Annotated in this window: 21 protein-coding genes; 12 read left to right on the top strand and 9 right to left on the bottom strand. The window is 57.1% G+C overall.

Annotated features, from left to right (window positions below; genetic code table 11):
• Nucleotides 1–380: 380 nt before the first annotated feature.
• Nucleotides 381–779: a VOC family protein gene (locus HNI00_RS17915; protein WP_297083117.1), complete on the bottom strand. Its 399-nt coding sequence runs from the start codon at nucleotides 777–779 to the stop codon at nucleotides 381–383.
• A 247-nt stretch (nucleotides 780–1,026) separates the two neighbouring features.
• Between HNI00_RS17915 and ureC the strand changes: the two genes are divergently transcribed.
• The 5 genes from ureC (at nucleotide 1,027) to HNI00_RS17890 (ending at nucleotide 5,681) form a co-directional block, all read left to right on the top strand.
• Nucleotides 1,027–2,736, top strand: a complete 1,710-nt coding sequence (gene ureC / locus HNI00_RS17910; protein ID WP_316788104.1) for an urease subunit alpha — start codon at nucleotides 1,027–1,029, stop codon at nucleotides 2,734–2,736.
• Nucleotides 2,737–2,949: 213 nt separating this feature from the next.
• Nucleotides 2,950–3,159, top strand: coding sequence for a hypothetical protein (locus tag HNI00_RS17905; protein ID WP_316788101.1), 210 nt, complete (start codon nucleotides 2,950–2,952; stop codon nucleotides 3,157–3,159).
• Nucleotides 3,149–3,592 carry a hypothetical protein gene (locus tag HNI00_RS17900; protein ID WP_316788099.1) on the top strand — a complete coding sequence of 148 codons (444 nt, stop codon included), beginning with the start codon at nucleotides 3,149–3,151 and terminating at the stop codon, nucleotides 3,590–3,592. Before HNI00_RS17905 ends, HNI00_RS17900 begins: the two co-directional genes overlap by 11 nt.
• A gap of 442 nt (nucleotides 3,593–4,034) precedes the next feature.
• Entirely contained in the window at nucleotides 4,035–5,204 is a 1,170-nt protein-coding gene (locus HNI00_RS17895) for an LL-diaminopimelate aminotransferase (protein ID WP_316788097.1), read from the top strand.
• 66 nt (nucleotides 5,205–5,270) lie between these two features.
• A complete protein-coding gene (locus tag HNI00_RS17890) occupies nucleotides 5,271–5,681 on the top strand; it encodes a hypothetical protein (RefSeq protein WP_316788096.1) in 411 nt (136 codons plus the stop codon).
• 42 nt (nucleotides 5,682–5,723) lie between these two features.
• Here HNI00_RS17890 and HNI00_RS17885 read toward each other — a convergent pair whose 3' ends face one another.
• Together HNI00_RS17885 and HNI00_RS22195 are read right to left on the bottom strand one after the other, a co-directional pair.
• Entirely contained in the window at nucleotides 5,724–6,119 is a 396-nt protein-coding gene (locus HNI00_RS17885; protein WP_316788094.1) for a hypothetical protein, read from the bottom strand.
• A gap of 156 nt (nucleotides 6,120–6,275) precedes the next feature.
• Nucleotides 6,276–6,482, bottom strand: coding sequence for a helix-turn-helix transcriptional regulator (locus HNI00_RS22195; protein ID WP_172356962.1), 207 nt, complete (start codon nucleotides 6,480–6,482; stop codon nucleotides 6,276–6,278).
• Nucleotides 6,483–6,651: 169 nt separating this feature from the next.
• On the opposite strand from HNI00_RS22195, the gene HNI00_RS17880 reads away from it, so the two are divergent.
• Nucleotides 6,652–6,912, top strand: coding sequence for a hypothetical protein (locus HNI00_RS17880; protein WP_316788092.1), 261 nt, complete (start codon nucleotides 6,652–6,654; stop codon nucleotides 6,910–6,912).
• A 421-nt stretch (nucleotides 6,913–7,333) separates the two neighbouring features.
• Here the strand turns inward: HNI00_RS17880 and HNI00_RS17875 are convergent, their stop codons facing one another.
• A complete protein-coding gene (locus tag HNI00_RS17875; RefSeq protein WP_316788090.1) occupies nucleotides 7,334–8,782 on the bottom strand; it encodes an ABC transporter substrate-binding protein in 1,449 nt (482 codons plus the stop codon).
• Between the two features lie 227 nt (nucleotides 8,783–9,009).
• Complete coding sequence (locus tag HNI00_RS17870) at nucleotides 9,010–9,369, bottom strand: VOC family protein (RefSeq protein WP_277774388.1); 360 nt, start codon at nucleotides 9,367–9,369, stop codon at nucleotides 9,010–9,012.
• 218 nt (nucleotides 9,370–9,587) lie between these two features.
• Between HNI00_RS17870 and HNI00_RS17865 the strand changes: the two genes are divergently transcribed.
• Nucleotides 9,588–10,346: an OB-fold-containig protein gene (locus HNI00_RS17865; protein WP_316788086.1), complete on the top strand. Its 759-nt coding sequence runs from the start codon at nucleotides 9,588–9,590 to the stop codon at nucleotides 10,344–10,346.
• Between the two features lie 30 nt (nucleotides 10,347–10,376).
• Nucleotides 10,377–12,308 carry a flotillin family protein gene (locus tag HNI00_RS17860; RefSeq protein ID WP_316788084.1) on the top strand — a complete coding sequence of 644 codons (1,932 nt, stop codon included), beginning with the start codon at nucleotides 10,377–10,379 and terminating at the stop codon, nucleotides 12,306–12,308.
• Nucleotides 12,309–12,426: 118 nt separating this feature from the next.
• Here the strand turns inward: HNI00_RS17860 and HNI00_RS17855 are convergent, their stop codons facing one another.
• The 3 genes from HNI00_RS17855 to HNI00_RS17845 form a co-directional block, all read right to left on the bottom strand.
• Nucleotides 12,427–12,867, bottom strand: a complete 441-nt coding sequence (locus HNI00_RS17855; protein ID WP_316788082.1) for a hypothetical protein — start codon at nucleotides 12,865–12,867, stop codon at nucleotides 12,427–12,429.
• Between the two features lie 51 nt (nucleotides 12,868–12,918).
• Nucleotides 12,919–13,068, bottom strand: coding sequence for a hypothetical protein (locus HNI00_RS17850; protein WP_316788079.1), 150 nt, complete (start codon nucleotides 13,066–13,068; stop codon nucleotides 12,919–12,921).
• Nucleotides 13,069–13,186: 118 nt separating this feature from the next.
• The gene (locus HNI00_RS17845) at nucleotides 13,187–13,318 is read right to left on the bottom strand and encodes a hypothetical protein (protein ID WP_316788077.1); all 132 of its coding nucleotides are present in this window, start codon (nucleotides 13,316–13,318) and stop codon (nucleotides 13,187–13,189) included.
• Nucleotides 13,319–13,414: 96 nt separating this feature from the next.
• Between HNI00_RS17845 and HNI00_RS17840 the strand changes: the two genes are divergently transcribed.
• A complete protein-coding gene (locus HNI00_RS17840; protein ID WP_316788075.1) occupies nucleotides 13,415–15,319 on the top strand; it encodes a glycosyltransferase family protein in 1,905 nt (634 codons plus the stop codon).
• 41 nt (nucleotides 15,320–15,360) lie between these two features.
• Here HNI00_RS17840 and HNI00_RS17835 read toward each other — a convergent pair whose 3' ends face one another.
• The gene (locus HNI00_RS17835; RefSeq protein WP_316788073.1) at nucleotides 15,361–16,140 is read right to left on the bottom strand and encodes a YdcF family protein; all 780 of its coding nucleotides are present in this window, start codon (nucleotides 16,138–16,140) and stop codon (nucleotides 15,361–15,363) included.
• A 322-nt stretch (nucleotides 16,141–16,462) separates the two neighbouring features.
• Between HNI00_RS17835 and HNI00_RS17830 the strand changes: the two genes are divergently transcribed.
• The 3 genes from HNI00_RS17830 (at nucleotide 16,463) to HNI00_RS17820 (ending at nucleotide 19,646) form a co-directional block, all read left to right on the top strand.
• On the top strand, nucleotides 16,463–17,206 hold the full coding sequence (locus HNI00_RS17830) for a cytochrome c biogenesis protein CcdA (protein WP_316788071.1): 744 nt from the start codon (nucleotides 16,463–16,465) through the stop codon (nucleotides 17,204–17,206).
• A gap of 191 nt (nucleotides 17,207–17,397) precedes the next feature.
• Entirely contained in the window at nucleotides 17,398–19,188 is a 1,791-nt protein-coding gene (gene sppA / locus HNI00_RS17825; RefSeq protein WP_316788069.1) for a signal peptide peptidase SppA, read from the top strand.
• Entirely contained in the window at nucleotides 19,188–19,646 is a 459-nt protein-coding gene (locus HNI00_RS17820) for an NUDIX domain-containing protein (protein ID WP_316788067.1), read from the top strand. The genes sppA and HNI00_RS17820 overlap by 1 nt, the downstream gene beginning before the upstream one ends.
• Nucleotides 19,647–19,732 lie beyond the last annotated feature (86 nt).

The raw sequence follows: 19,732 nt of genomic DNA, 5'->3' as shown, positions 1-19,732 counted from the left end.
TTTAGAGTAGTAAAAATACGTGTTGCTACGGGTGACTTGAGGTTGAGTATTGAGGGGGCGATGGTGATTCAAGATTTACCTGGGTTTTTACAGAAGTAGTTTCTATTAATTGGAGAGATGAACCTTCTGCAAGGCGGTAAGGCATTCGTAATTTCGCTGAAGCAGCAGCATAAAAATCAACGAATGCACAGCAAAATCTTTAGGGAAAATCTCGATTGCTGGTTTGAGCAACTTTTCCCTGAATTCTTTTGAACGGAGCAAATCCATAAAGCCACGCAGTAAACAGTAAAACCGCATGGCCCCTAAACTGGCTAAAAACTGGCTAAAAAGTCTGCAAAGCCAGCAGGCTTATCACCTCAAAGATCAGCAAAGTGCCGCTTTTACTCCAACGCGGCATCCCAAAACGTCGCTTCAATCTTGTGCCCGTCCAAATCGCGGACAAAGCAGCCATAGTAGGCAGGGCTGTAGTGTGGGCGGGGGCCAGGTTCTCCGTCTGACGTGCCGCCTGCGGCGATCGCCGCCTCATAGAAAGCATGAACTGCCTCCTTGCTTGCCGCGATGAAGGCGACATGCACCCCGTTGCCCGTGGAAGCAGGCTGCTCATTGAACGGGGTCTGAATCCAAAATTCGGGAAATAGCTTGCCGTAGGCCGCAGCGCCGGGAAATTCCTCAATCTTGCGGCAGCCCAGCGTTGGTAGCACCTGGTCATAGAAAGCGACAGCCCGCTCGAACTGGTTCGTGCCCAGGGAAACGTGAGAGAGGATGCTGGGAGTGTCCATGATGGGGAGGGGTAAGGGGGCGTTGGGGTGGAGGGATTGTTTGTACAGCCAGAGGATGATTCAATAGTACAGAAGTACGAATTTCTGGGGCGATCGCCGTTAAAAAGCTTAACTTTTGCCGCCAATTGGTCTGTTTGGCTACGCCCCGTGCTACATTCTGCGAGTTAAAAGAAGAGGGTTGATTTTGCTGCCTTTCATCCTCAAGCAGCAACGCCACCCCTTGACCCCTGACTCCCAAACTCCAGCTATGAGCTATCGCATGGATCGCCGCGCCTATGCGGAAACCTTTGGCCCAACCGTGGGCGATCGCGTCCGTCTGGCCGATACCGAACTGATTATCGAAGTCGAGCAAGACTTTACCACCTACGGCGACGAGGTGAAATTTGGCGGCGGCAAGGTGATCCGCGACGGCATGGGGCAATCGCCCATTTCCCGCGAAGATGGCGCAGTGGATGCGGTAATTACCAACGCGCTGATTTTGGACTGGTGGGGCATTGTCAAAGCCGATGTGGGCATCAAGGACGGGCGCATCGTTGGCATTGGCAAAGCGGGCAATCCCTACATTCAGGACAATGTGACGATTGTGATTGGGCCCTCAACAGAGGCGATCGCCGGAGAAGGCATGATCCTGACGGCGGGCGGCATCGACTCGCACATTCACTTCATCTGTCCGCAGCAGATCGAAGTGGCGATCGCTTCTGGCATTACCACCATGATCGGCGGCGGCACGGGCCCGGCCTCCGGCACCAACGCCACCACCTGCACTCCCGGCGCATGGAATATTCACCGAATGCTAGAAGCAGCAGAAGCCTTTCCGATGAACCTGGGCTTCTTGGGCAAAGGCAACAGCGCCAAGCCAGAAGGACTGCGGGAACAGGTGGAAGCCGGAGCCATTGGGCTAAAGCTGCACGAAGACTGGGGCACCACGCCAGCGGCCATCGACACCTGCCTGGATGTGGCAGAGCAATATGACGTGCAGGTGGCGATTCATACGGACACGCTCAACGAAGCAGGTTTCGTAGAAGACACCCTCGCCGCCTTCAAAGGACGATGCATCCACACCTACCACACCGAGGGCGCAGGCGGCGGCCACGCGCCAGATATCATCAAAGTCTGCGGCGAACTGAACGTGCTGCCCTCCTCCACCAACCCCACCCGCCCCTACACGGTGAACACGCTGGAGGAACACCTGGATATGCTGATGGTGTGCCACCACCTCGATCGCGGCATCCCCGAAGACGTGGCCTTCGCCGAGTCGCGCATCCGTCGGGAAACCATCGCCGCTGAGGACATTTTGCACGACCTGGGAGCCTTCAGCATTATCTCGTCCGACTCGCAGGCCATGGGCCGCATCGGCGAAGTGATCACCCGCACCTGGCAAACAGGGCACAAAATGAAGGTGCAGCGCGGCCCACTGTCGCAAGATTCCGAGCGCAACGACAACTTCCGCGCCAAGCGCTACGTGGCCAAGTACACGATTAATCCGGCGATTGTCCACGGCATTGCTGATTACGTCGGCTCCGTCGAAGTGGGTAAGATTGCCGACCTCTGCCTGTGGCGACCCGCTTTCTTTGGCGTAAAGCCAGAGCTAGTCATCAAGGGCGGGCTGATTGCCTGGGCGCAGATGGGCGATGCCAACGCCAGCATCCCCACGCCGCAGCCCGTTCACATGCGGCCGATGTTTGCCAGCTATGGCGGGGCGATCGCCAACACGTCCTTTACCTTTCTGTCCAAGGCTGGTGTGCAAAATGGCATCCCCGAAATGCTGAAGCTCCAGCGCGAAGTGTTGCCCGTGTCCAACATTCGCCAGGTGACCAAAAAAGATCTGAAGCTGAATGACTACACGCCGCGCATTGAGGTCAATCCCGAAACCTACGAAGTCCGCGCCGATGGGGAACTGCTGACCTGCGAACCTGCCACCGTGCTGCCGATGGCCCAGCGCTATTTCCTGTTTTAAGCAAGTTGAGCCATTCAGCTTCATATTCCCGATTGCCGGATCGGTCATTTGCATAGGTCAGTTGAAGAAGTGGCCTATTCCACCGGGCACTTGAGGAACTGTCATAGGATTTGGCTAGTCCTCAACAATAAATGACACGATCAAATCATCGAGCAGGTGGGATCGCGCTGGTTACTGGAATTGCCGAAGCGACGGATCGATCATGATTTACCCATGATTCACCCGTTGGGCTTTGGGCAGAGGATGACGGATTTCGGACGGGTTTGGAAGAAAGCTGGGAAGCAGGGTGGCCCCGAAATCAATCCCGAAATGCATCTCGAAATGCATCTCGAAACGAATCCCGAAATACATCCCGAAATTAATTCAGTGGCGATCGCCCCTCTCGCTGAGCGTATGGGGAGTAGAGAGGAACATGACACGTAAAGCAGCCTTTCAAAAGAGCAAATTTCATATCAACTGGCAGATTGTGCCCACGGCCGCGCTGGGCGTGCTGGCTATGTCGCTAGCGGCGATGGCCCAAGTCACCACACCGCTGCAAGGAGAGCAGGTGATTAGCGGCACTTCTGGCGGGTCGCAGGCTAGCAGTTGCGGCTTTGTGAGCGATCGTCCCGTGCAGACCGTGCGCGTCACCGAGGCCTTTACCTCGCTGCGGTTTCGCGTCGAGGGTGGTGGCCGCCCCACGCTGCTGATTTTGGGAGCCGATGGCAGCGTCAAGGGCTGTGCCCGCGCCACCAACTTGTCTAATGGCGTGATCGAAGCGTCGGGGGCCTGGGAGCGTGGCAATTACTCGGTATTCGTCGGCGATCTGGATCGAGGCAGCCGCCATCCCTTCAGACTAACAATTGTGCAGAACTAGCGCGCAGAACTAGCGTGCAGAACTAGCGTGCAGAACTAGGCAGTTGTCTCAACGTCACCCTGTTGAGGAGGATGATGTGAGGAGGATGATGTGAGGAGGATGATTTAGGACGCTTGGCTCGGATGTCTGGCTATGGGCGATCGCCCCTACCTGGCAACGGAGAAGTCTGCCCACAGCGGGAACCGCAGGCTACGGTTCTGCGTCAAGCTTAGAAACCTAGAGGTTTTCCTGAAAATCGACACTTGGAAACTTGTGTGAAAACTAGCGCTTGAGGTTGCGCTGGAGGTTGCGTTTAAGGTGCGCTCGGTGCGTTAGGGTGGGGATGGGGTTGCCGTCCTCACCCAATTTTTTTTGGAGGGAGTGCGGCGCGATGTCAAATCTCATCCAAATCTCCATCACTGTTATCCCAATACCCCCAGCCCCTTCGTCTCTCAAGCCTAAAATGCAACTCGCCAATCGCCTCCAACCGCTGCGTACCAATGTCTTTGCCGATATGGATCGAGCCAAGGCGCGGGCCCGGGCGCTGGGCCGCGATGTAATAGACCTGTCGCTGGGATCGTCGGATTTGCCTACGCCGCCCCATGTGCTAGAGGCGATCGCCCAATCGCTGCCCGACCCCAGCACCCACGGCTACCTGCTGTTTCAGGGCACGCGGGCCTTTCGAGAAGCAGCAGCGCAGTGGTATACGCAGAAATTTGGCGTTGCAGTAGACCCCGAAACGGAGGTGCTGCCGCTGGTCGGTTCTCAGGAAGGCACAGCGCATTTGCCGCTAGCAGTGCTAAATCCGGGCGATTTTGCCCTACTGCTCGATCCGGGCTATCCATCCCATGCGGGCGGCGTATATCTGGCGGGCGGGCAGATTTATCCCATGCCGCTGCGGGCGGAAAATGGATTCCTGCCTGTGTTTGACGATGTGCCTCCGCCCGTGCTGGCGCAGGCGCGGATGATGGTGCTGAGCTATCCGCACAATCCCACAGCGGCGATCGCCCCGCTCTCGTTTTTCCAGCAGGCGGTCGAGTTTTGCCTGCGGCATGACCTGGTGCTGGTTCACGATTTTCCCTACGCAGATTTGCACTTTAGCGCCACGCCGCCGCCCTCGGTGCTGCAAGCCGATCCGCAAAAGCGCTGCTCTATCGAGTTTTTCACGATGTCCAAGTCCTACAACATGGGCGGCTTTCGCGTGGGCTATGCGATTGGCAACGCGGAGCTGATTCTGGCGCTGCGGCAGGTAAAAGCAGCGGTGGATTTCAACCAATATCGCGGCATTTTGAATGGGGCGATCGCCGCGCTGACGGGTCCCCAAGACACGGTGCAAACTGTGGTAGACACCTTCCGGCAGCGGCGCGATGTGTTCCTCAGCGCCCTGCACCGCATCGGCTGGGCTGTGCCCATTCCCCACACCGCCATGTACGTTTGGGCAAAGCTGCCGCAACCCTGGGGCGATCGCTCCGTCGATTTTTGCACTCAGTTGGTCGAAGCCACGGGCGTTGCCGTTTCCCCTGGCGCAGGCTTTGGCAAATCCGGGGAGGGCTATGTCCGCTTTGCCTTGGTTCACGACCCCGCTATTTTGGAAACCGCCGTAGACCGCATCGCAAGTTTCCTGACGCAATAGGAGAAACTTTTGCAGATGGAATTTCGTCTGCTAGACAGGTAATCATTTAGCACGAAGTAGGACAAGATGCGGCAGGAAAGCAGGTCAGGCCCTAGCGGCGATCGCCCTAATCATCGCCAAAGTTACTTTTTTTATCTTACCTGGCTTGGCCCACTGGCGCTGCTGCTGGGAGCGCTCTACGTTTTTTTCAATCTGTTTGCACCGGGCTGGGCGGGCTTTTTTGCCTGGTTGCTCAGCCTGGAGTTGGTGCTGATCGTTCATTTGGCGGCGGCGGCGCTGCTGGTGGGGCTGGCGCTGCTGCTGCGCGTTCAGGGGCGATCGCTCGACCGCTGGTTTTGGCGCGGACTGGCTTATTATGCGCTGCTGCCGCTGCTGGGATTTTCGATTGCCCTTTGGCTCCAGGGCGCAGGCCCGGCGTGGCAGTCGGTGGTCAATCTGTTTCAATTTCCAGTTTTATCCGACTGGCTAGGCCGATAATTCCAGACTTTTCATTCCAGACTTTTCATTCCAGACTTTCCACTAATGTTTGCGACCCAAAATCCAGGGCATGAGCGCAAACAAAAGCAGCATTCCATAATAAACTGTTCCAGAAACCGCATCGCGTGACGTGATTACTTCTAGCGGCTGCATTCCTCGCAAAAACACGCCAACTCCAAAGTCGGCAATTAGCATAAACAACAGCGCAATAAACCCGACTCCTAATCTTTGAAATGGCTCTGCGCTGCTGAGATATTGCTGATTTATCCACCGGGCTGCGATTAGAATCGCAACCAGCATAAAGGGCATCTCTAATAGCTCTGCGGTGCGCTCTCCGAGGCGCGGCACGATTAATAAAACCCGGATTGTTCCTAACAAAAACCCGGTGGCAAATAGATAGGCAAAATAGGCGATCGCCGGTTTAAGTAGGTTCATCATTCGTCAACCTCTGCGGCTGATAGTTCCTCCAGCGTAAAGCCCAACAAGTCGCAGCGTGCTTTCATCTGGGTCGCGTAAAGCTTCGGTTTGTAGCGATCGCTCTCCCAGTTGATCACAGTCGATTGGACAACATCCTGGATTGAACAATATATACGCCTAACTTTCGCCTGCCAGATCATCTAGACTGATGCCCAAAGTTTGGCAAAGTAGCTGCGTTTGCTGGGGGGTCAGCCTGGGAAGGTAGCGATCTGCTTCCCAGTTTTGCACAGTAGTGATTGTCACATCTAATCTGGCTGCTAGTTCACGCTGAGTTAAAGACGCTGCCTCACGATATTGTTTCAGCCTTTTTCCAAAGCTTTCCATCCAAATCTCTCAAACCAAATTTACCAATTTGACTTAACCAACCCGAATATGTAGGATGAGAGCAGTTTCAGCAGCGCAATAAGCCAGTGCATCCCGGCGACCAACCTTTCTGCACTGGCTTAGCTTCCCTTGCTGCGGAATCATCCACACTCAACGGAACAGAACCATTATGCCTTACCGAGACTCTTTGAATCGGTGGCTTGTCGTGCGCCTGCTGCCCAAAATGCAGCGGATCACTGTAGCCGCCTTCTGCAAACGCGCTGATGCGGAGGGCTATTTGCAAGCCGTGCGGCGGCTATTGCCCCAGGCGCAGTTTGTGATTGTGTTCAATGCAGAAGCACAGCGCCATCGGCAGGATGCAGACAGAGTGACCGAAAAGGGGCGATCGCCCTCTATGCAACCAAGCAAACCAACTTCGCCACATCCGTGACAGCGCAATCTATCCCTCTGGCAGTGGTTTACGATTTTTGGTGTAAATCTCGTATAGCTTTCGAGCCACTTCAATCGGGATTCCTGCCAGAGGACGGGATTCCTGCCAGAGGATAGAACGCTTTGATGGCTTCAGTGCCGCCTGCAAACAAAACGCTGAGCCAATCTACGATGCGTTCCCACTTTTGCGGATCGTTGCGCTTGATTTCCAGGAGTTATGCATAGGACTTACGCAGTTGGACGAACTCTCGCGGGCGCAGCCCATGAGAAATCATTCAAAATCCAGGAAACGATTTCAGGTGCGTCAGTCCTGGCTTTATCGTAAGGGAAAACTGGGCAAGGCTGCTTCTTGCCTGCCTGGGCGGTAATCCAATAGTGACTTTGGCGCTCAATGAAATGGATCGTCCAACCTTTGCTGACCCCTAATCAATGGCTCTGAATCGGTAGCTGCCTGACTCGATTCGTTGAACTTGCACCAGGACGGGCGTGAGGCGGCGATCGCCCGTGTCGAGAAACCGCACTGCGCCCTTGCCAGCACTGGTGGCGGCAAAGTCAGGAGAGGTCAGGGCTTGCTGCAAGGTGCTGCGGCTATTGCCCGCACGCAGCAATCCTTCGGCGATCGCCTGCGTCGCGTCGTAGGCGGTGGCGGTGCGCCAGTTTACTGTAGCTCCCCAAAGTTGCTGTGCTTTGCGGGCAAAATCTGGATAGGCATCGGGACTCCAGGGCGTTGGCAAGATCATCCCTGCGACGGCCTGTTGCCCGTCCTGCAAGATTTTGTGAGTGTAGAGCGACGGGCTGCTGTATAGCGACAGCCGTCCGTTATTCGCCCGCGCTACCGCAATTGCCGGGTCGAGATAGTTGATGCTGGGGCCGAGGTAAAGCCCTGTCGCTTGCTGCTGAAGCGCCTGGGCGATCGCCGCTTCCGGATCAAACCCCTCAGACGCAAAATCGCACAAGTCTTTGCCCCGCTCGTTCACCACTTTCACAATCTCGCCGCCGCGCCCCGTCAGCACATCCACAAACGCATTCCGAAACTGATTGTTGTCGGGCGCTGTGGAATCGTAGCAGACCAGGATTTTGGCAGGACGGGGCGATCGCGCCAGAATGTCGTCCACCAGCGGGGTCACCATCGACTGGGGGGTGGGAACCGCTCGAAAAACGAAGTTACCTACTTTCGCGACATCGGCATCAAAGGTCGTGGGGGAAATCATCACCAGCCCATGCTGCTGATAGATCGGCGCTGCGGCCATCGACGCATCCGAGGTGTTATGTCCTACTATTGCCAGCAGGCTCTTGTTTTCCACCAGCAGCTTCGCCATTTCTCGCGTGATCGCCGGGTCGTTGTCGTCGTTGATGATGGTAACTTCTAGCCCCACACCGTTGATGCCGCCGCTGCGGTTGACCTCATCCTGTGCCTGGGCCACGCCCCGCAAAATCTCCTGCGCCACGTTGAGATTTTTGCCAATGGGAACGCTGGTGGCAATTTTGTACGGGGTCTGCTGCCGCGACAGCCGCGCGTTGTTCAGATAAATTAGTGTCTCTGGGTCGTTGGGCAGTGCCTTCAGCGATAGCTCAAACCACTCCACCGCCTTGTCGTAGTCTTGCGCTTCAAACGCGGCAATGCCCTCCCGCTTGGCAGGCGTGGTGACTGACGCGATTAACTGCCGATTGCCAAGGCTGATTCGGTCTGGCAGGCTGCTTAGGTCTGGTGGCACCTCACCTACGGTTGGGGTGGAGGACGTGCCCACAACCGTCGGCGACATTCGTCCTGGCTGAAGGCGAGGAAAAATCCAGGCAGACAGCAGACCGATCGAGCCAACGGTAACCAGCAGCGAAATGATCAAAACCGTCAGATCTTTGCTTTTTGTCATGGCGACAGGCTCCGGGGAAAATCGACAGAGATTAAGGCGCAGTCAGCCAACCTTTGCGCTTACTCAGTAAGCTATTGCGCCCGCCTGCTCGCCTATGTCGCCAGACCAGTGCAGCGTAAACATTAGAAATTAAGGTTTGTAGTCAGCTCTTTAGCGCTAAAGCGCCGACTACGAACTGAGGGGTTAACCCTAAAACGAAAGTTGACAAAACGAAAGTTGACAAGCCACTAGGCAGGCACGGCCACTGGCTCGTAAAGGTATTCAAACCAGTTGCCGTCGGGGTCGCGGCCATAGAACGAAGCCGTGCCGTCGCGGTGTTCGTGGACGGGCGTAACGTGAACCCCTTCGGCTTTAAGTTGCTCGTAGGCAGCGTCCACCTCAGCGCGATCGCCAAACACAAAGCCAAAGTGGGGCCCCGCCTGCTCGTAGGCAGCACTCAGCAGCGCCAGCCCATCGTCCCCCGCTTTCAGATATGCCCAGTCTGGGTCTTTCCAAACCAGATCCATGCCCAAGTTCTGATAGAACTGCGCCGCCCGATCCAGATCCTCGACGCGGATCGCCACATGCCCAATGCGCTTTAGTTTCATAGCCTTTAGACGTTAAGAAACAGTCACGTTTGCCTTACTTCTATTCTAGGGCCGCTAGGATGGGCGCATAGAACTCCGGTTTCGGGAATGCTGCCTGACTTTGCTGTAGTGGATTCTGAGTAGACGATTTTTTCGCTGGCACATTTGCCCCCACTGCTAAGCCAGCACGACGGGGCGATCGCAGCAGGTTTCAGCCCCTTCTTCAGTCTGCCGTCATCATGCCTGTCTTTGCCGCTGCTAACTTACCTTACTGGGTGCTGCTTGGAATTGGAGTGGCGCTGTTTCTGGTGGTCATTTTTTCTGGCGGCGGCGATGATGCAGATTTAGACGCTGATCTGGACTTGGATGCCGATCTGGATGTGGATCTGGACGCAGAGTTGGACGTAGACTTCGAGGTTTCTGCGCCGCTCGACCTGGATACTGATGTCGATTCTGGCAGCGAATTCAGTCCACTAGACGTGCTGCGGTGGTTTGGGTTGGGTCGTGCGCCGCTAATGCTGTTGCTGGCGACAGACTTCAGCCTGTGGGGGCTGCTGGGCTGGATGGGCAATGTGTTTCTGGGGGGAACCCTGGAAACGCTGCTGGGGAGTTTGGCAAGTGGCTCTGTGCTGCTGGGGTCGTTTGGGCTGGCGCTGGTGCTAGGTGGGCAAATTGCGCGGCCGCTGGGGCGAATTTTTGCCTCGTTTGGAGAAGATGCCAGTGGCGATCGCCTCGTGGGTTGTCTGGGGATTGTCAGCACGGGGCACATTCCCAGCGTGGCAGAAGGGCGCATCGGCCAGGTAGACGTGCTGGATGCAGCCCGCAATCGGGTGACGGTGAACGCTATGCTGCCAGACTGGGCCAGCGTGTTGCCCCGGCGGGGAGACACAGTGCTGGTGATCGAGCGATCGGGAGCGGGCTATCTGGTCATTGCAAAGGACAGTCCTGACCAGGATCACTGGCTGAACGGTTCTCATGCTCTCAAAGATTCTCGTTGAGCTACTTTAATTCATCTTAGGGATATTCCAATGCTGTTCTGGCTAACGTTCATTCAGTCTTTGCCCACGGTTCCAGTTTATGAACTGGACGAGTTTCAGGCGCGTGATGCTGAGTATTCCGAAACTGTGGCGATCGCCCCGCTCGACCCTGCGCCTGCTCCCTCTACGCTGGCCCAGCTTCCCGTAAGCGGACTGCTCGTATTCCCAGCGTTAATCGGCAGTCTGGTTCTGTTGCTCTTGGTAGCAGTTTTTGCGTACACCCGTGTTTACAAAATTACGCCCAACAACGAGGCATTTGTGCGAACGGGCGGGGTCTTTTTTAAGCGCAAAACCGTGATTTTGAATGGGGGCTGTGTTGTTCTTCCCGGCTTTCATGAACTGACTCGCGTGCCCTTGCGCGAAATCTCCATCGACGTGGAGCGGGCCGGTAAACTTGCCGTTCGCACGAAAGATTATCTGCGTGCCGACATGCGGGCTACTTTCTATGTCTGCATTACGGCCTCTGAGGAGGATGTGCTAACGGCTGCTGCACGGCTATCTCAGGGCAACAAGATTACGCCAGAGGACATCAAAAATGCGCTGGAAAAGCGGGCAGACGACGCGATTCGGGCCGCTGCAAAAACAAAGAGTCTGGCGGAAATCGACTCCGACAAGCTGGGCTTTGCCCAGGAAGTGCTAAACCTGATGCAGCCCGACCTGGCGAAAGTTGGGCTAACGCTGAACAACATTGCCGTATCGGAAATTCAGGAAAGCGACACCTACGACACCAACAACTTCTTTGACGCGCAGGGGGTGCGGCTGCGGACGGAGACGATTCAAAAATCCATTCAGCAAAAGCGGGAAGTGGAACTGGCTACGCAGGTTGCCATCGAGCAAAAAGAACTGGATGCTGAGAAGCGATCGCTCCAAATTTTGCAAGAAAAGGAAACCGCTCGTCTGGAACAGCAGTTGCAGGTAGAAAGCCTGAAGGCACAGCGAGAGCGAGAAATTGAAGAATCCAAAGTGAAGGAACTGGCCGCCACCCAGCGGGCCAAGATCCTCCAAGAAAAAACGGTGGAAGAGGAGCAAATCCGTAAGCAGTTGGGCGTGCAGCAGAGCCAGATTCAGGCGGACATTGCTCTAGAGGAACAGCAGAAAAAGCTGAAAGTGGCTCAGGCGTTGCAGCAGCAGGAGGCAGACCTGGCAGAAATCACCCGCCAAAAAACGGTGGAATCGCAGCGGCTGGAGGCGCAGGTGCAGGTGGCAGAGTCCGAGCGGCTGGCGCGGATTGCCCAAGAGGATGCGGCGATCGCCATTGCCACCAAGCGCAAGGAAAGCCTGGAGGCCGATGCAGAGCGGGCCCGTGCCGAAGCGGGCGTAACCACTGCGACCGAACTGGAAGTCGCCGAACGGCAGCGCCAGTTGGCCGTCATCGCGGCTGAACGCGCCGCCCAGGAAAAGCGCATTTCAGAACAAAACGTGGTGGAAATCGACGTGTTCCGCCGTCGTCGTCAGGCCGAAATCGCCCGTCAGGCGGCAGAGCTAGAGGCCGAATCCATCCGCACCCTGGCCGTCGCCCAGCGCGACAAGCTGCTGGCCGAAGCCGAAGGCTTGCAAGCAGAACTCACCGCCCGCAACCTGATCAGCACACCTAACCTGACGGCGCAAACGCTGGTCACGCTCTGGCCAGAACTCTCCGAAAAGCTGCCAGAAATTGTCAAAGCGCTGGCTCCGCAGCCGGGTGTTTTGGGCGATGCCCGCATCTACGCCTTCCCTGGCGCAGGCAGCAACGGCAACGGCAAAAGCCCCGACGTGAGTCAACTCTTGCTGTCTACCAGCGGGCTGTCGCTGATTAACACGCTGCTGGACGAAGGCAAGCTGAGTCAACTCATCGGAGCGATCGCCCAACTCATGCGCGACTCCAGCAGCCCGGCCCAGCCCGCCGATTCCGCAGCCCCGCCCGTGTCGGTAGAGTTGGAATAGTTCCAGGACTGATGCACTGGCGATCGGTTTTCTGGGTTTTGGACAATTTCTCGCGGGCTGCGTCCGCGAGAAATCGTCCCACTCCGTCAGTCCTAAGTTCGTAGCTGATACGGCGCTCCTAATGGATTTGTGAATTCGCAACTGGTTCGTATCCCAAGGCGTTTAGAATCTCTGCGAATTTCTCGTTTAGAATTGCAATCGTTTCCGGTTGCAGCTTGCGCGTGTGATCTCCGGGAAGCACCTGTCGCTTGTGGCGATAAACGTCTTCATCTTCCACCTGGAAATCAGCTTTGTGGGCTTCAAAAAGCTCCTGATAGAGTGCAGAGAAAGTGGGGCTGGGCGATCGCCCTTCTCGTTGAACCAACGGCAGCTTTTCTAGCAGCGCCAGCAGTCCTTTGGGCTGGGTTTCAGTTGGGACATTTGGCTCTGGTGCAATAAAAACTGACAGGAACTTTGCTAGCCATTCCTGATAGTTGAGTACCATATCCTCATACTTCAAAAAGAGGACATTCTCTCGTCCCAGCAGGTTGGCAATCACGTAGTTATAGCGATCGATCACAACGGGCGATCGCTCGATTACAAACGCATCAATACCCCGCTCAATCCATTCCTAGCGGGCTGCTTCATCCGGATTGAAAATCGCCGGATTGACCGGATGACTAAAGGCATTAGAAAAGAACGAAGAAACCAGCACGTCTCGCGGATCTCGTAGATGCAGAACTACCGAGAAATCTGCCATTCCTTCGGGAATAGAAGGCATCGCCTCGAGCGAGCGAATTGGGCCGAAGCAAGCTCGTTTTTCTGCCTGACTCAGATATTTTTGGATGAACCCATTCCAGGACAATTCCTTCACTTCTTGATAGCCCGCCGCCTTGTTGTTACTTGTTGTTAATAGAGAAATACTCCATCTCCAGTTCCCTCGCGATTTGCCGTGTCAGCCGATGCAAAAACATCGAAGCCGCTTTGTGGACGGTGTAGATCAAAATGGGACGGTCTGCCGAAGAAGTCATAGCAAATCTAGAGGGGTTAGCGGGATGCCCTAAGATAAACTCTAGCGCTTTGCGTCCCTTGCGCTCGGTTTTTGCCTGCTGTCTGCGATCGCCCTCATGAAACTTGCCATCCAAAATCCCTTTTTCGACAAGCCCTACATTGCCGAAGTCGAAATGTCTCGGCGGCTGGTGCTGGCCGCAGAAAACATTGGCTGGCAGGCGGTCGAAGTGCAAACCGCAGCGGAAATTCGCGCCGCCCAGCCCGATTGCGTCATCGTGCTGCACCACTGGACCCCCAAGGTTGCGCCCGTGCCCACCTATCTCTGCATGTGGAGTCCGCCCGAATTTTTTGAAGGCACCGATCGACTGATTACCAACACCCTGTCCTACGACGGCTACCTGATCGGCTCCCGCGTCGTCGATCGCTGGCTGCATCACCTGCTCTGCCACACCCCCAAGCGCTATTTCAAATCGCCCTTCTACACCAGCGCCCCCAAAACGGCCTATCGCCCGCCCGACCTGAGCCAGCCGCGCCTGGTCTATCTGGGGTCAAACTGGGACGGGCCCCGCTTCAAGCAACTCTTTGAAGGGCTAGACCAGCAGCCCTACATGGACGTATACGGCAACCCCGACGGCTGGACCTATCTGAACCAGACCCATCGCGGCGCACTGCCCTACGACGGCAACAGCGTGTTTGAGGCGATTCACAGCGCGGGGGTGGGGCTATGTTTGCACCGGGAAGAACACCGCCAGGCCGAAATGCCCTCCATGCGGATCTTTGAGATCGCCGCTGCCGGAGCTGTTGCCATTTGCAGCGACCACGCCTTTATCCGCGAAGCCTTTGGCGACACGGTGCTGTATATCGATGCCGATGCCGACCCCGCAGAACAGGTCGAGCAAATTTCGCAGCACATGGCTTGGATCGCCCAGCACCCCCAGCAGGCCGAAGCCTTAGCCGCCGCTGCTCACGAAATTTTTATCCAACACTACACGCTAGAAAAGCATTTGCTCGATCTGCTGCCACACCACGAGGCCCTGCTGACCAACAAAGGCTTCAAAGGCTTTGTGCCTGCGCCTATGAGTGCCCAGCCGCCTGCCCAAGTGCAGGTCATTGTGCGGGTGGGGGGTCGTCCTCTGTCCTATATTCGTCGCGCCCTCGACAGCCTCGCCGCCCAGACCTATCCAAATATCGGCGTGATTTTGGTGGAATATCAGCCTGTGCCGGGGCTGGATGAGGCGTTTTTGGGGCACTATGGCGATCGCCTCCAGTTTCGCCGCCTAGCCAGCCCTGCTCCCTGCCGCAGCACCACCCTCTGGACGGGCCTCCGTGCCGTCGATGCGCCCTACTTTGCCATCCTGGACGATGACGACGCGATCCATCCCAACCATTTGCATACTCTGGTAAAGATCCTCGAACAGCGGCCCAACATCGGGGTTGCCTACTCTGGCACGCTCAAGGTTCTAGAATCCGGCAGCCCTGAAACATTGCACCAAATGGACACCATTACCCTGCCCTACTTCCAACCCTTTCGGCTGCAAGATTTGCTGGAGCTAAGAAACTTCATGCCGCCCAATTCCTACGTCGTTCGCCGTCAGTTGCTTCAAGACATTCTCGACCGCGACCCGCTGCTGGATCTGGGCGAAGACTTTTGCCTGGTGCTGATGCTCTGCCAGCGGGCCGAGTTTTGCTTTAGCTACGAGGCCACTGCCGAGGTCTACTGGCGCAGCGACACCCAAGACAACGCCAGCTACAGCGGCAAACCCGCCTGGCGCGATGCGATGCGTCGCCTCCGTCTGATGTTTTGGAAGCAGGAGTTTGCACCCGGACAAACCCTCCTCAGCCTGCAAGAATTGCGCGATCGCGAACGGCAAGCCAGCCAGCCCGAAGCGATCCAGCACCTTAAGGCAGAACTCGGCCGCGCCCGTGGCCGCATCGCCGCAATGGAAACCAGCAAATTCTGGCAATTGCGCGATCGCTGGTTTAGGCTGAAGCGGCGGCTGGGGCTACCGGTAGAAGAGTGACGAGCAGTAGAAGAGTGATGAATAATCACTAATCGCGCCGATTAAGCCTGCCCCGCTGCTCTACCAACCAAACACTGCTGCTTGCTTAGCCGCTTTTCTACATAAGCAGGTGTGTCGAGAGTAGTGCGATCGCCCAGCCTGCCCTTCAGTCGGTAGGCAATGAGCGCCAGCGATTCACGGGTCATGAGCGAGAGGCGGCGCTTGCGAGAGAGCGTGTCGCGCAGGGGGCTGGGGTGGGTGATAACGGAAAAACCGACGCTTTCGTAAGTCATCTGCGATCGCCAGAGATGTGGGTAATCGGTGACCAACAAAATCCGCCGCACGCCTTGGGGAAACAAGGTAGCGCGAGAAAACCAGGCGTTCTCCTCCGTTGTGCGAGAGCATTCTTCGCCGCCCAGTGCCTCAGCCGGAATGCCTGCCGCCCGCAGCGACTCTACAATCAGGGGCGCATCACTCGCGCCGCTGGCAAAAATCTGGGGCGATCGCCCCGCATTCCACAGTTCAGCCACCGTGGCCACCCGCGACGGGTTGAGCCGCCGCCCGCGCCCCAGCACCACAATGGCATCCACCGATTCCCCTGTGTCTGGAGCGGCAAACACCGCCATCCCGCGCTCCAGCGCAGCCACCCCAGTTGGGGAAACCACCACCAGCCCAAAGCAGACCAGAAACAGGATGACATTTCGGGCAACGCGGCGGGCAGACGGGGGCATCAGCCGCAGCCCGATCGCCAAGGTCGCGGCGAGCATCAGGGCCGCTGGGATAGCGAGTTGCCGCATCCCGTTTTCAACATCGTGCCAGGTTAAAGAATCGAGTCCGGGCATGGTAGTTGCAATCCTTTACACTTGCTTACCAGGATGGATCGGATTGTTCGGAACTGGATCGATGTTTTGATTAAGCGCCTGTGAAAATTCCGTAATCTTCCGGGAGCGTCAGGTTCTAGAAGTCCAGATTTACGCCCCACGGATCGGTGCAGGAGTCGGTACAGGAGTTGGCGTAGGGATCGGCACTTAGACCTGCCAAATCCAGCTTCACCATACCAATACTCTGAGAATCTGTGGCGTTTCCGGGCACACTCTACAATTGAGGGGAAGAAATAAATGGCTCCGTCCTGCCTACCATGCCTTGCAACCCTGCCTGCTGCCCATGCTTGAGACTCTGAAAACCTCGCTCTATCAACTCCAGCACGCAGCAGATGTGCTGGTGTCGGGACAACTGACCCACCTCTCGCCCGCCAGCGTGGGCATTATTTTTGTCGCCGGCCTGTTGACCAGCCTCACGCCCTGTATGTTGTCCATGCTGCCCATCACCATCGGCTATATCGGTGGCTACGAAGCCAAGAGCCGCTGGCAGGCTGCGGCCCAATCGACTTGGTTTGCGCTGGGGCTGGCGACGACGCTGGCGGCGCTGGGAATCTTGGCGGCGATCGCCGGCCGCATCTACGGCCAGGTCGGCATCGGGCTGCCGATTATTGTCAGCCTGATCGCCATTCTCATGGGTCTGAACCTGCTGGAAGCCCTGCCGCTGCGGTTGCCCTCCTTCACGGGTATGGAGTGGATTTCCAAAGACTGGCCCGAAAGCGTGCGCTCCTACCTGCTGGGGCTGACCTTTGGGCTGGTGGCCTCGCCGTGCAGTACGCCGGTGCTGGCGACGCTGCTGGCCTGGGTTTCGACAACCCGCGACCCGCTACTGGGTAGTGTGCTGCTGCTGTCCTACACGCTGGGCTACGTTGCGCCGCTGATCCTGGCGGGCACTTTTACTGCCTCTCTCAAAAAAATTCTGGAACTGCGCCGCTGGTCGGGCTGGATTACGCCTGCGAGTGGGGTGCTGCTCATTGGCTTCGGCGTGTTCACCCTGCTGTCTCGCGTCGTCGGATCAGGGGCAATCTAGCGCCCTGAATTTAGCGCCCTGAATCTAGCGCCCTGAATCTAGCGGACTGAATCTAGCGCCCTGAATCTAGCAGACTGATAAAATCGCTGGAAGCCCCACAGACTCTTGAAATTGGCAATAATCTGGCAATCTAAATCTCCAATCTAAAATCGCCAATCTAAAATCCGAAATCCACACAATTTCTCACTCCCATGCGCGATTTTCTGAAGAATGTATTGGCAACGCTGACTGGGCTGGCGCTATTTGGCGTGCTGAGCGCAGGCGGGATGGTGATGCTGCTGGTGGCGATCGCCCTTTCTGGGCGCGACAGCGGGCCCAAGGTCGAAGATAAATCCGTGCTGACGCTGAATCTGGATCGGGGCATTGCCGACGCGCCCGTTTCGGTGAACCCCGGCCAGGTCTTTCAAGAGGCGCTCTCTGGGCGCACGACCCGCCAGCCCGTCTCGCTGCGAACTGCCGTAGACGCGATCGAAGCGGCCGCGGCAGACAAAAAAATCGTGGGGCTATTGCTGGAGGGGAATCTGCCTGCCACCACAGGCTACGCCACGCTGCGGGAAGTGCGGCAGGCGCTCGACACCTTCCGCGACAGCGGCAAACCCATCTACGCCTACGACGTGAACTGGAGCGAGCGGGACTATTACCTGGCTTCGGTGGCAACCGATTTGGCCATGAACCCGGCGGGCGTGCTGGAGATGAACGGCCTGCGCTCGGAGATGACCTTCTTTGCAGGGGCGCTGGAGCGATTCGGCGTGGGTGTGCAGGTGCTTCAGGTGGGGCGCTACAAGTCGGCGGTGGAACCCTTTACCCGCCAGAACAATAGCCCCGAAGCGCGTCAGCAAACCGAAGCGCTGCTGCGAGATCTGTGGACTGAAGTGATTACGACTGCTAGCCAGCACCGCGACCTGTCGCCCACCCAGATCCAGGCGATCGCCGATAGCGGGGGGCTGCTCATGGCTACCGAGGCGAAGACCACGGGACTGATCGATCGGGTTGCCTATCCTGATGAGGTACTCGCTGACCTAAAAAAGTTGACCGATCGCAAGGAAGACGACAAGACCTTTCGCAGCGTTGGTTTGGGTACTTACGCCCAGGCGGTGGCGGCGGAGAAAAAGCGGGGCGATCGCATTGCGCTGGTCTATCTCAATGGCGACATCGTGGGCGGCACGGGCAGCACGGGGCAGATCGGGAGCGATCGCTTTGTAAAGCTGCTGCGAGATCTGCGACTAGATAAGGATATCAAAGCCGTGGTGTTGCGGATCAACAGTCCCGGCGGCAGCGCAGTCGCTTCTGACCTGATCGCCCGCGAAGTGACGCTGATGCGAAAGGAAAAGCCCGTGATCGCCTCGATGGGCAATATTGCGGCTTCCGGCGGCTACTACATTGCCGCCCAGGGAAGCAAGGTCTTTGCCTCGCCCAACACTGTCACAGGCTCCATCGGCGTGTTTGGACTCGTGCCCAATTTCCAGACCCTTGCAAACCGCAACGGCGTTACCTGGGACATCATCAAAACGGGACGCTATGCCGACATCGAAACCACCTCCCGCCCCCGCACCGAAGCAGAAATGGCGCTGCTGCAACGGATGGCTGAGCAAGCCTACGGTACATTCCTAGACACCGTAGCATCGGCACGCCCCCTCTCGCGGGAGCAGGTTAACCAGGTGGGGCAGGGGCGCGTCTGGTCGGGCATAGCGGCCAAGGAGGTGGGGCTGGTAGACGAACTGGGCGGGCTGCAAGCCGCGCTCAAAGAAGCTGCCGCCGAGGCGAAGTTGGAAACTTGGTCGGTGGAGGAATATCCCAAGCGCCTCAGCTTCGGCGAACAGTTTTTATCTGATTTGCAGAGTCGTCTGCCGGAAGATGCTCGGAGCCGCACCCTGCTGGGCGATCGCCTCGATGCGCTGCAATCTGACCTGGAAATCTTTGAACTACTGGACGATCCCGCCAACCTCTATATGCGCCTGCTCTTTAACCTGAGGATTGAATAATGTCGGACACCCAGCCGATATCCAGCATTCCAGGGCCCCCGCTGCGCGTTGCCGTTGTTGCGCTGTTTGTGGACGGAGATGAGGTGCTGATGCTGCACCAGCTATCGCCGCCAGAACCCGACTGCTGGGACTTGCCAGGGGGCGGGCTAGAGCCGATGGAACCCATCTTGACGGGGCTACGCCGTGAGGTTTGGGAAGAGACAGGGATTCAAGACTTCCAGTGCGATCGTTTGTTGACCGTGTTCGAGCAGTTTTTCCCCAATGCCGACGCGCCCATCTCGCACACCATTCACCTGATTCACGAATGCACGCTGCCCGCACGTCCCGCAATGCTCCAAGGCGATCCGACCGAGGTGGGCCCAGAGGGCATTCAGTGGCGGGCGATCGCCAATCTGCGCCAGGAGGACTGCTCTGCTCGCGCTTGGGCAGCCCTACGGGCGATCGGCCGGGTTGCCTGATGGGTTTGGCGCGTAACAGTTTGCAGACTTAGCAAATACTTTGCAGAATGTTTTCGCACTAAACCTTTACACGGTTGAACTATTAA

Source organism: Thermoleptolyngbya oregonensis NK1-22 (assembly GCF_032705245.1).
Classification (GTDB): domain Bacteria; phylum Cyanobacteriota; class Cyanobacteriia; order Elainellales; family Elainellaceae; genus Thermoleptolyngbya; species Thermoleptolyngbya sichuanensis.
The sequence above is the reverse complement of the archived record's forward strand: the minus strand, read 5'-3'. Positions and strand labels throughout refer to the sequence as shown.

Coding starts and splice junctions, on each gene's coding strand:
- HNI00_RS17820 (WP_316788067.1), top strand. CDS start 19,188: ATGTCGGACACCCAGCCGATATCCAGCATTCCAGGGCCCCCGCTGCGC.
- HNI00_RS17890 (WP_316788096.1), top strand. CDS start 5,271: ATGCGGCAGGAAAGCAGGTCAGGCCCTAGCGGCGATCGCCCTAATCAT.
- HNI00_RS17840 (WP_316788075.1), top strand. CDS start 13,415: ATGAAACTTGCCATCCAAAATCCCTTTTTCGACAAGCCCTACATTGCC.
- HNI00_RS22195 (WP_172356962.1), bottom strand. CDS start 6,482: ATGGAAAGCTTTGGAAAAAGGCTGAAACAATATCGTGAGGCAGCGTCT.
- HNI00_RS17865 (WP_316788086.1), top strand. CDS start 9,588: ATGCCTGTCTTTGCCGCTGCTAACTTACCTTACTGGGTGCTGCTTGGA.
- HNI00_RS17885 (WP_316788094.1), bottom strand. CDS start 6,119: ATGATGAACCTACTTAAACCGGCGATCGCCTATTTTGCCTATCTATTT.
- sppA (WP_316788069.1), top strand. CDS start 17,398: ATGCGCGATTTTCTGAAGAATGTATTGGCAACGCTGACTGGGCTGGCG.
- HNI00_RS17880 (WP_316788092.1), top strand. CDS start 6,652: ATGCCTTACCGAGACTCTTTGAATCGGTGGCTTGTCGTGCGCCTGCTG.
- HNI00_RS17850 (WP_316788079.1), bottom strand. CDS start 13,068: ATGCCTTCTATTCCCGAAGGAATGGCAGATTTCTCGGTAGTTCTGCAT.
- HNI00_RS17915 (WP_297083117.1), bottom strand. CDS start 779: ATGGACACTCCCAGCATCCTCTCTCACGTTTCCCTGGGCACGAACCAG.
- HNI00_RS17875 (WP_316788090.1), bottom strand. CDS start 8,782: ATGACAAAAAGCAAAGATCTGACGGTTTTGATCATTTCGCTGCTGGTT.
- HNI00_RS17830 (WP_316788071.1), top strand. CDS start 16,463: ATGCTTGAGACTCTGAAAACCTCGCTCTATCAACTCCAGCACGCAGCA.
- ureC (WP_316788104.1), top strand. CDS start 1,027: ATGAGCTATCGCATGGATCGCCGCGCCTATGCGGAAACCTTTGGCCCA.
- HNI00_RS17835 (WP_316788073.1), bottom strand. CDS start 16,140: ATGCCCGGACTCGATTCTTTAACCTGGCACGATGTTGAAAACGGGATG.
- HNI00_RS17860 (WP_316788084.1), top strand. CDS start 10,377: ATGCTGTTCTGGCTAACGTTCATTCAGTCTTTGCCCACGGTTCCAGTT.
- HNI00_RS17845 (WP_316788077.1), bottom strand. CDS start 13,318: ATGACTTCTTCGGCAGACCGTCCCATTTTGATCTACACCGTCCACAAA.
- HNI00_RS17870 (WP_277774388.1), bottom strand. CDS start 9,369: ATGAAACTAAAGCGCATTGGGCATGTGGCGATCCGCGTCGAGGATCTG.
- HNI00_RS17905 (WP_316788101.1), top strand. CDS start 2,950: ATGATTCACCCGTTGGGCTTTGGGCAGAGGATGACGGATTTCGGACGG.
- HNI00_RS17895 (WP_316788097.1), top strand. CDS start 4,035: ATGCAACTCGCCAATCGCCTCCAACCGCTGCGTACCAATGTCTTTGCC.
- HNI00_RS17900 (WP_316788099.1), top strand. CDS start 3,149: ATGACACGTAAAGCAGCCTTTCAAAAGAGCAAATTTCATATCAACTGG.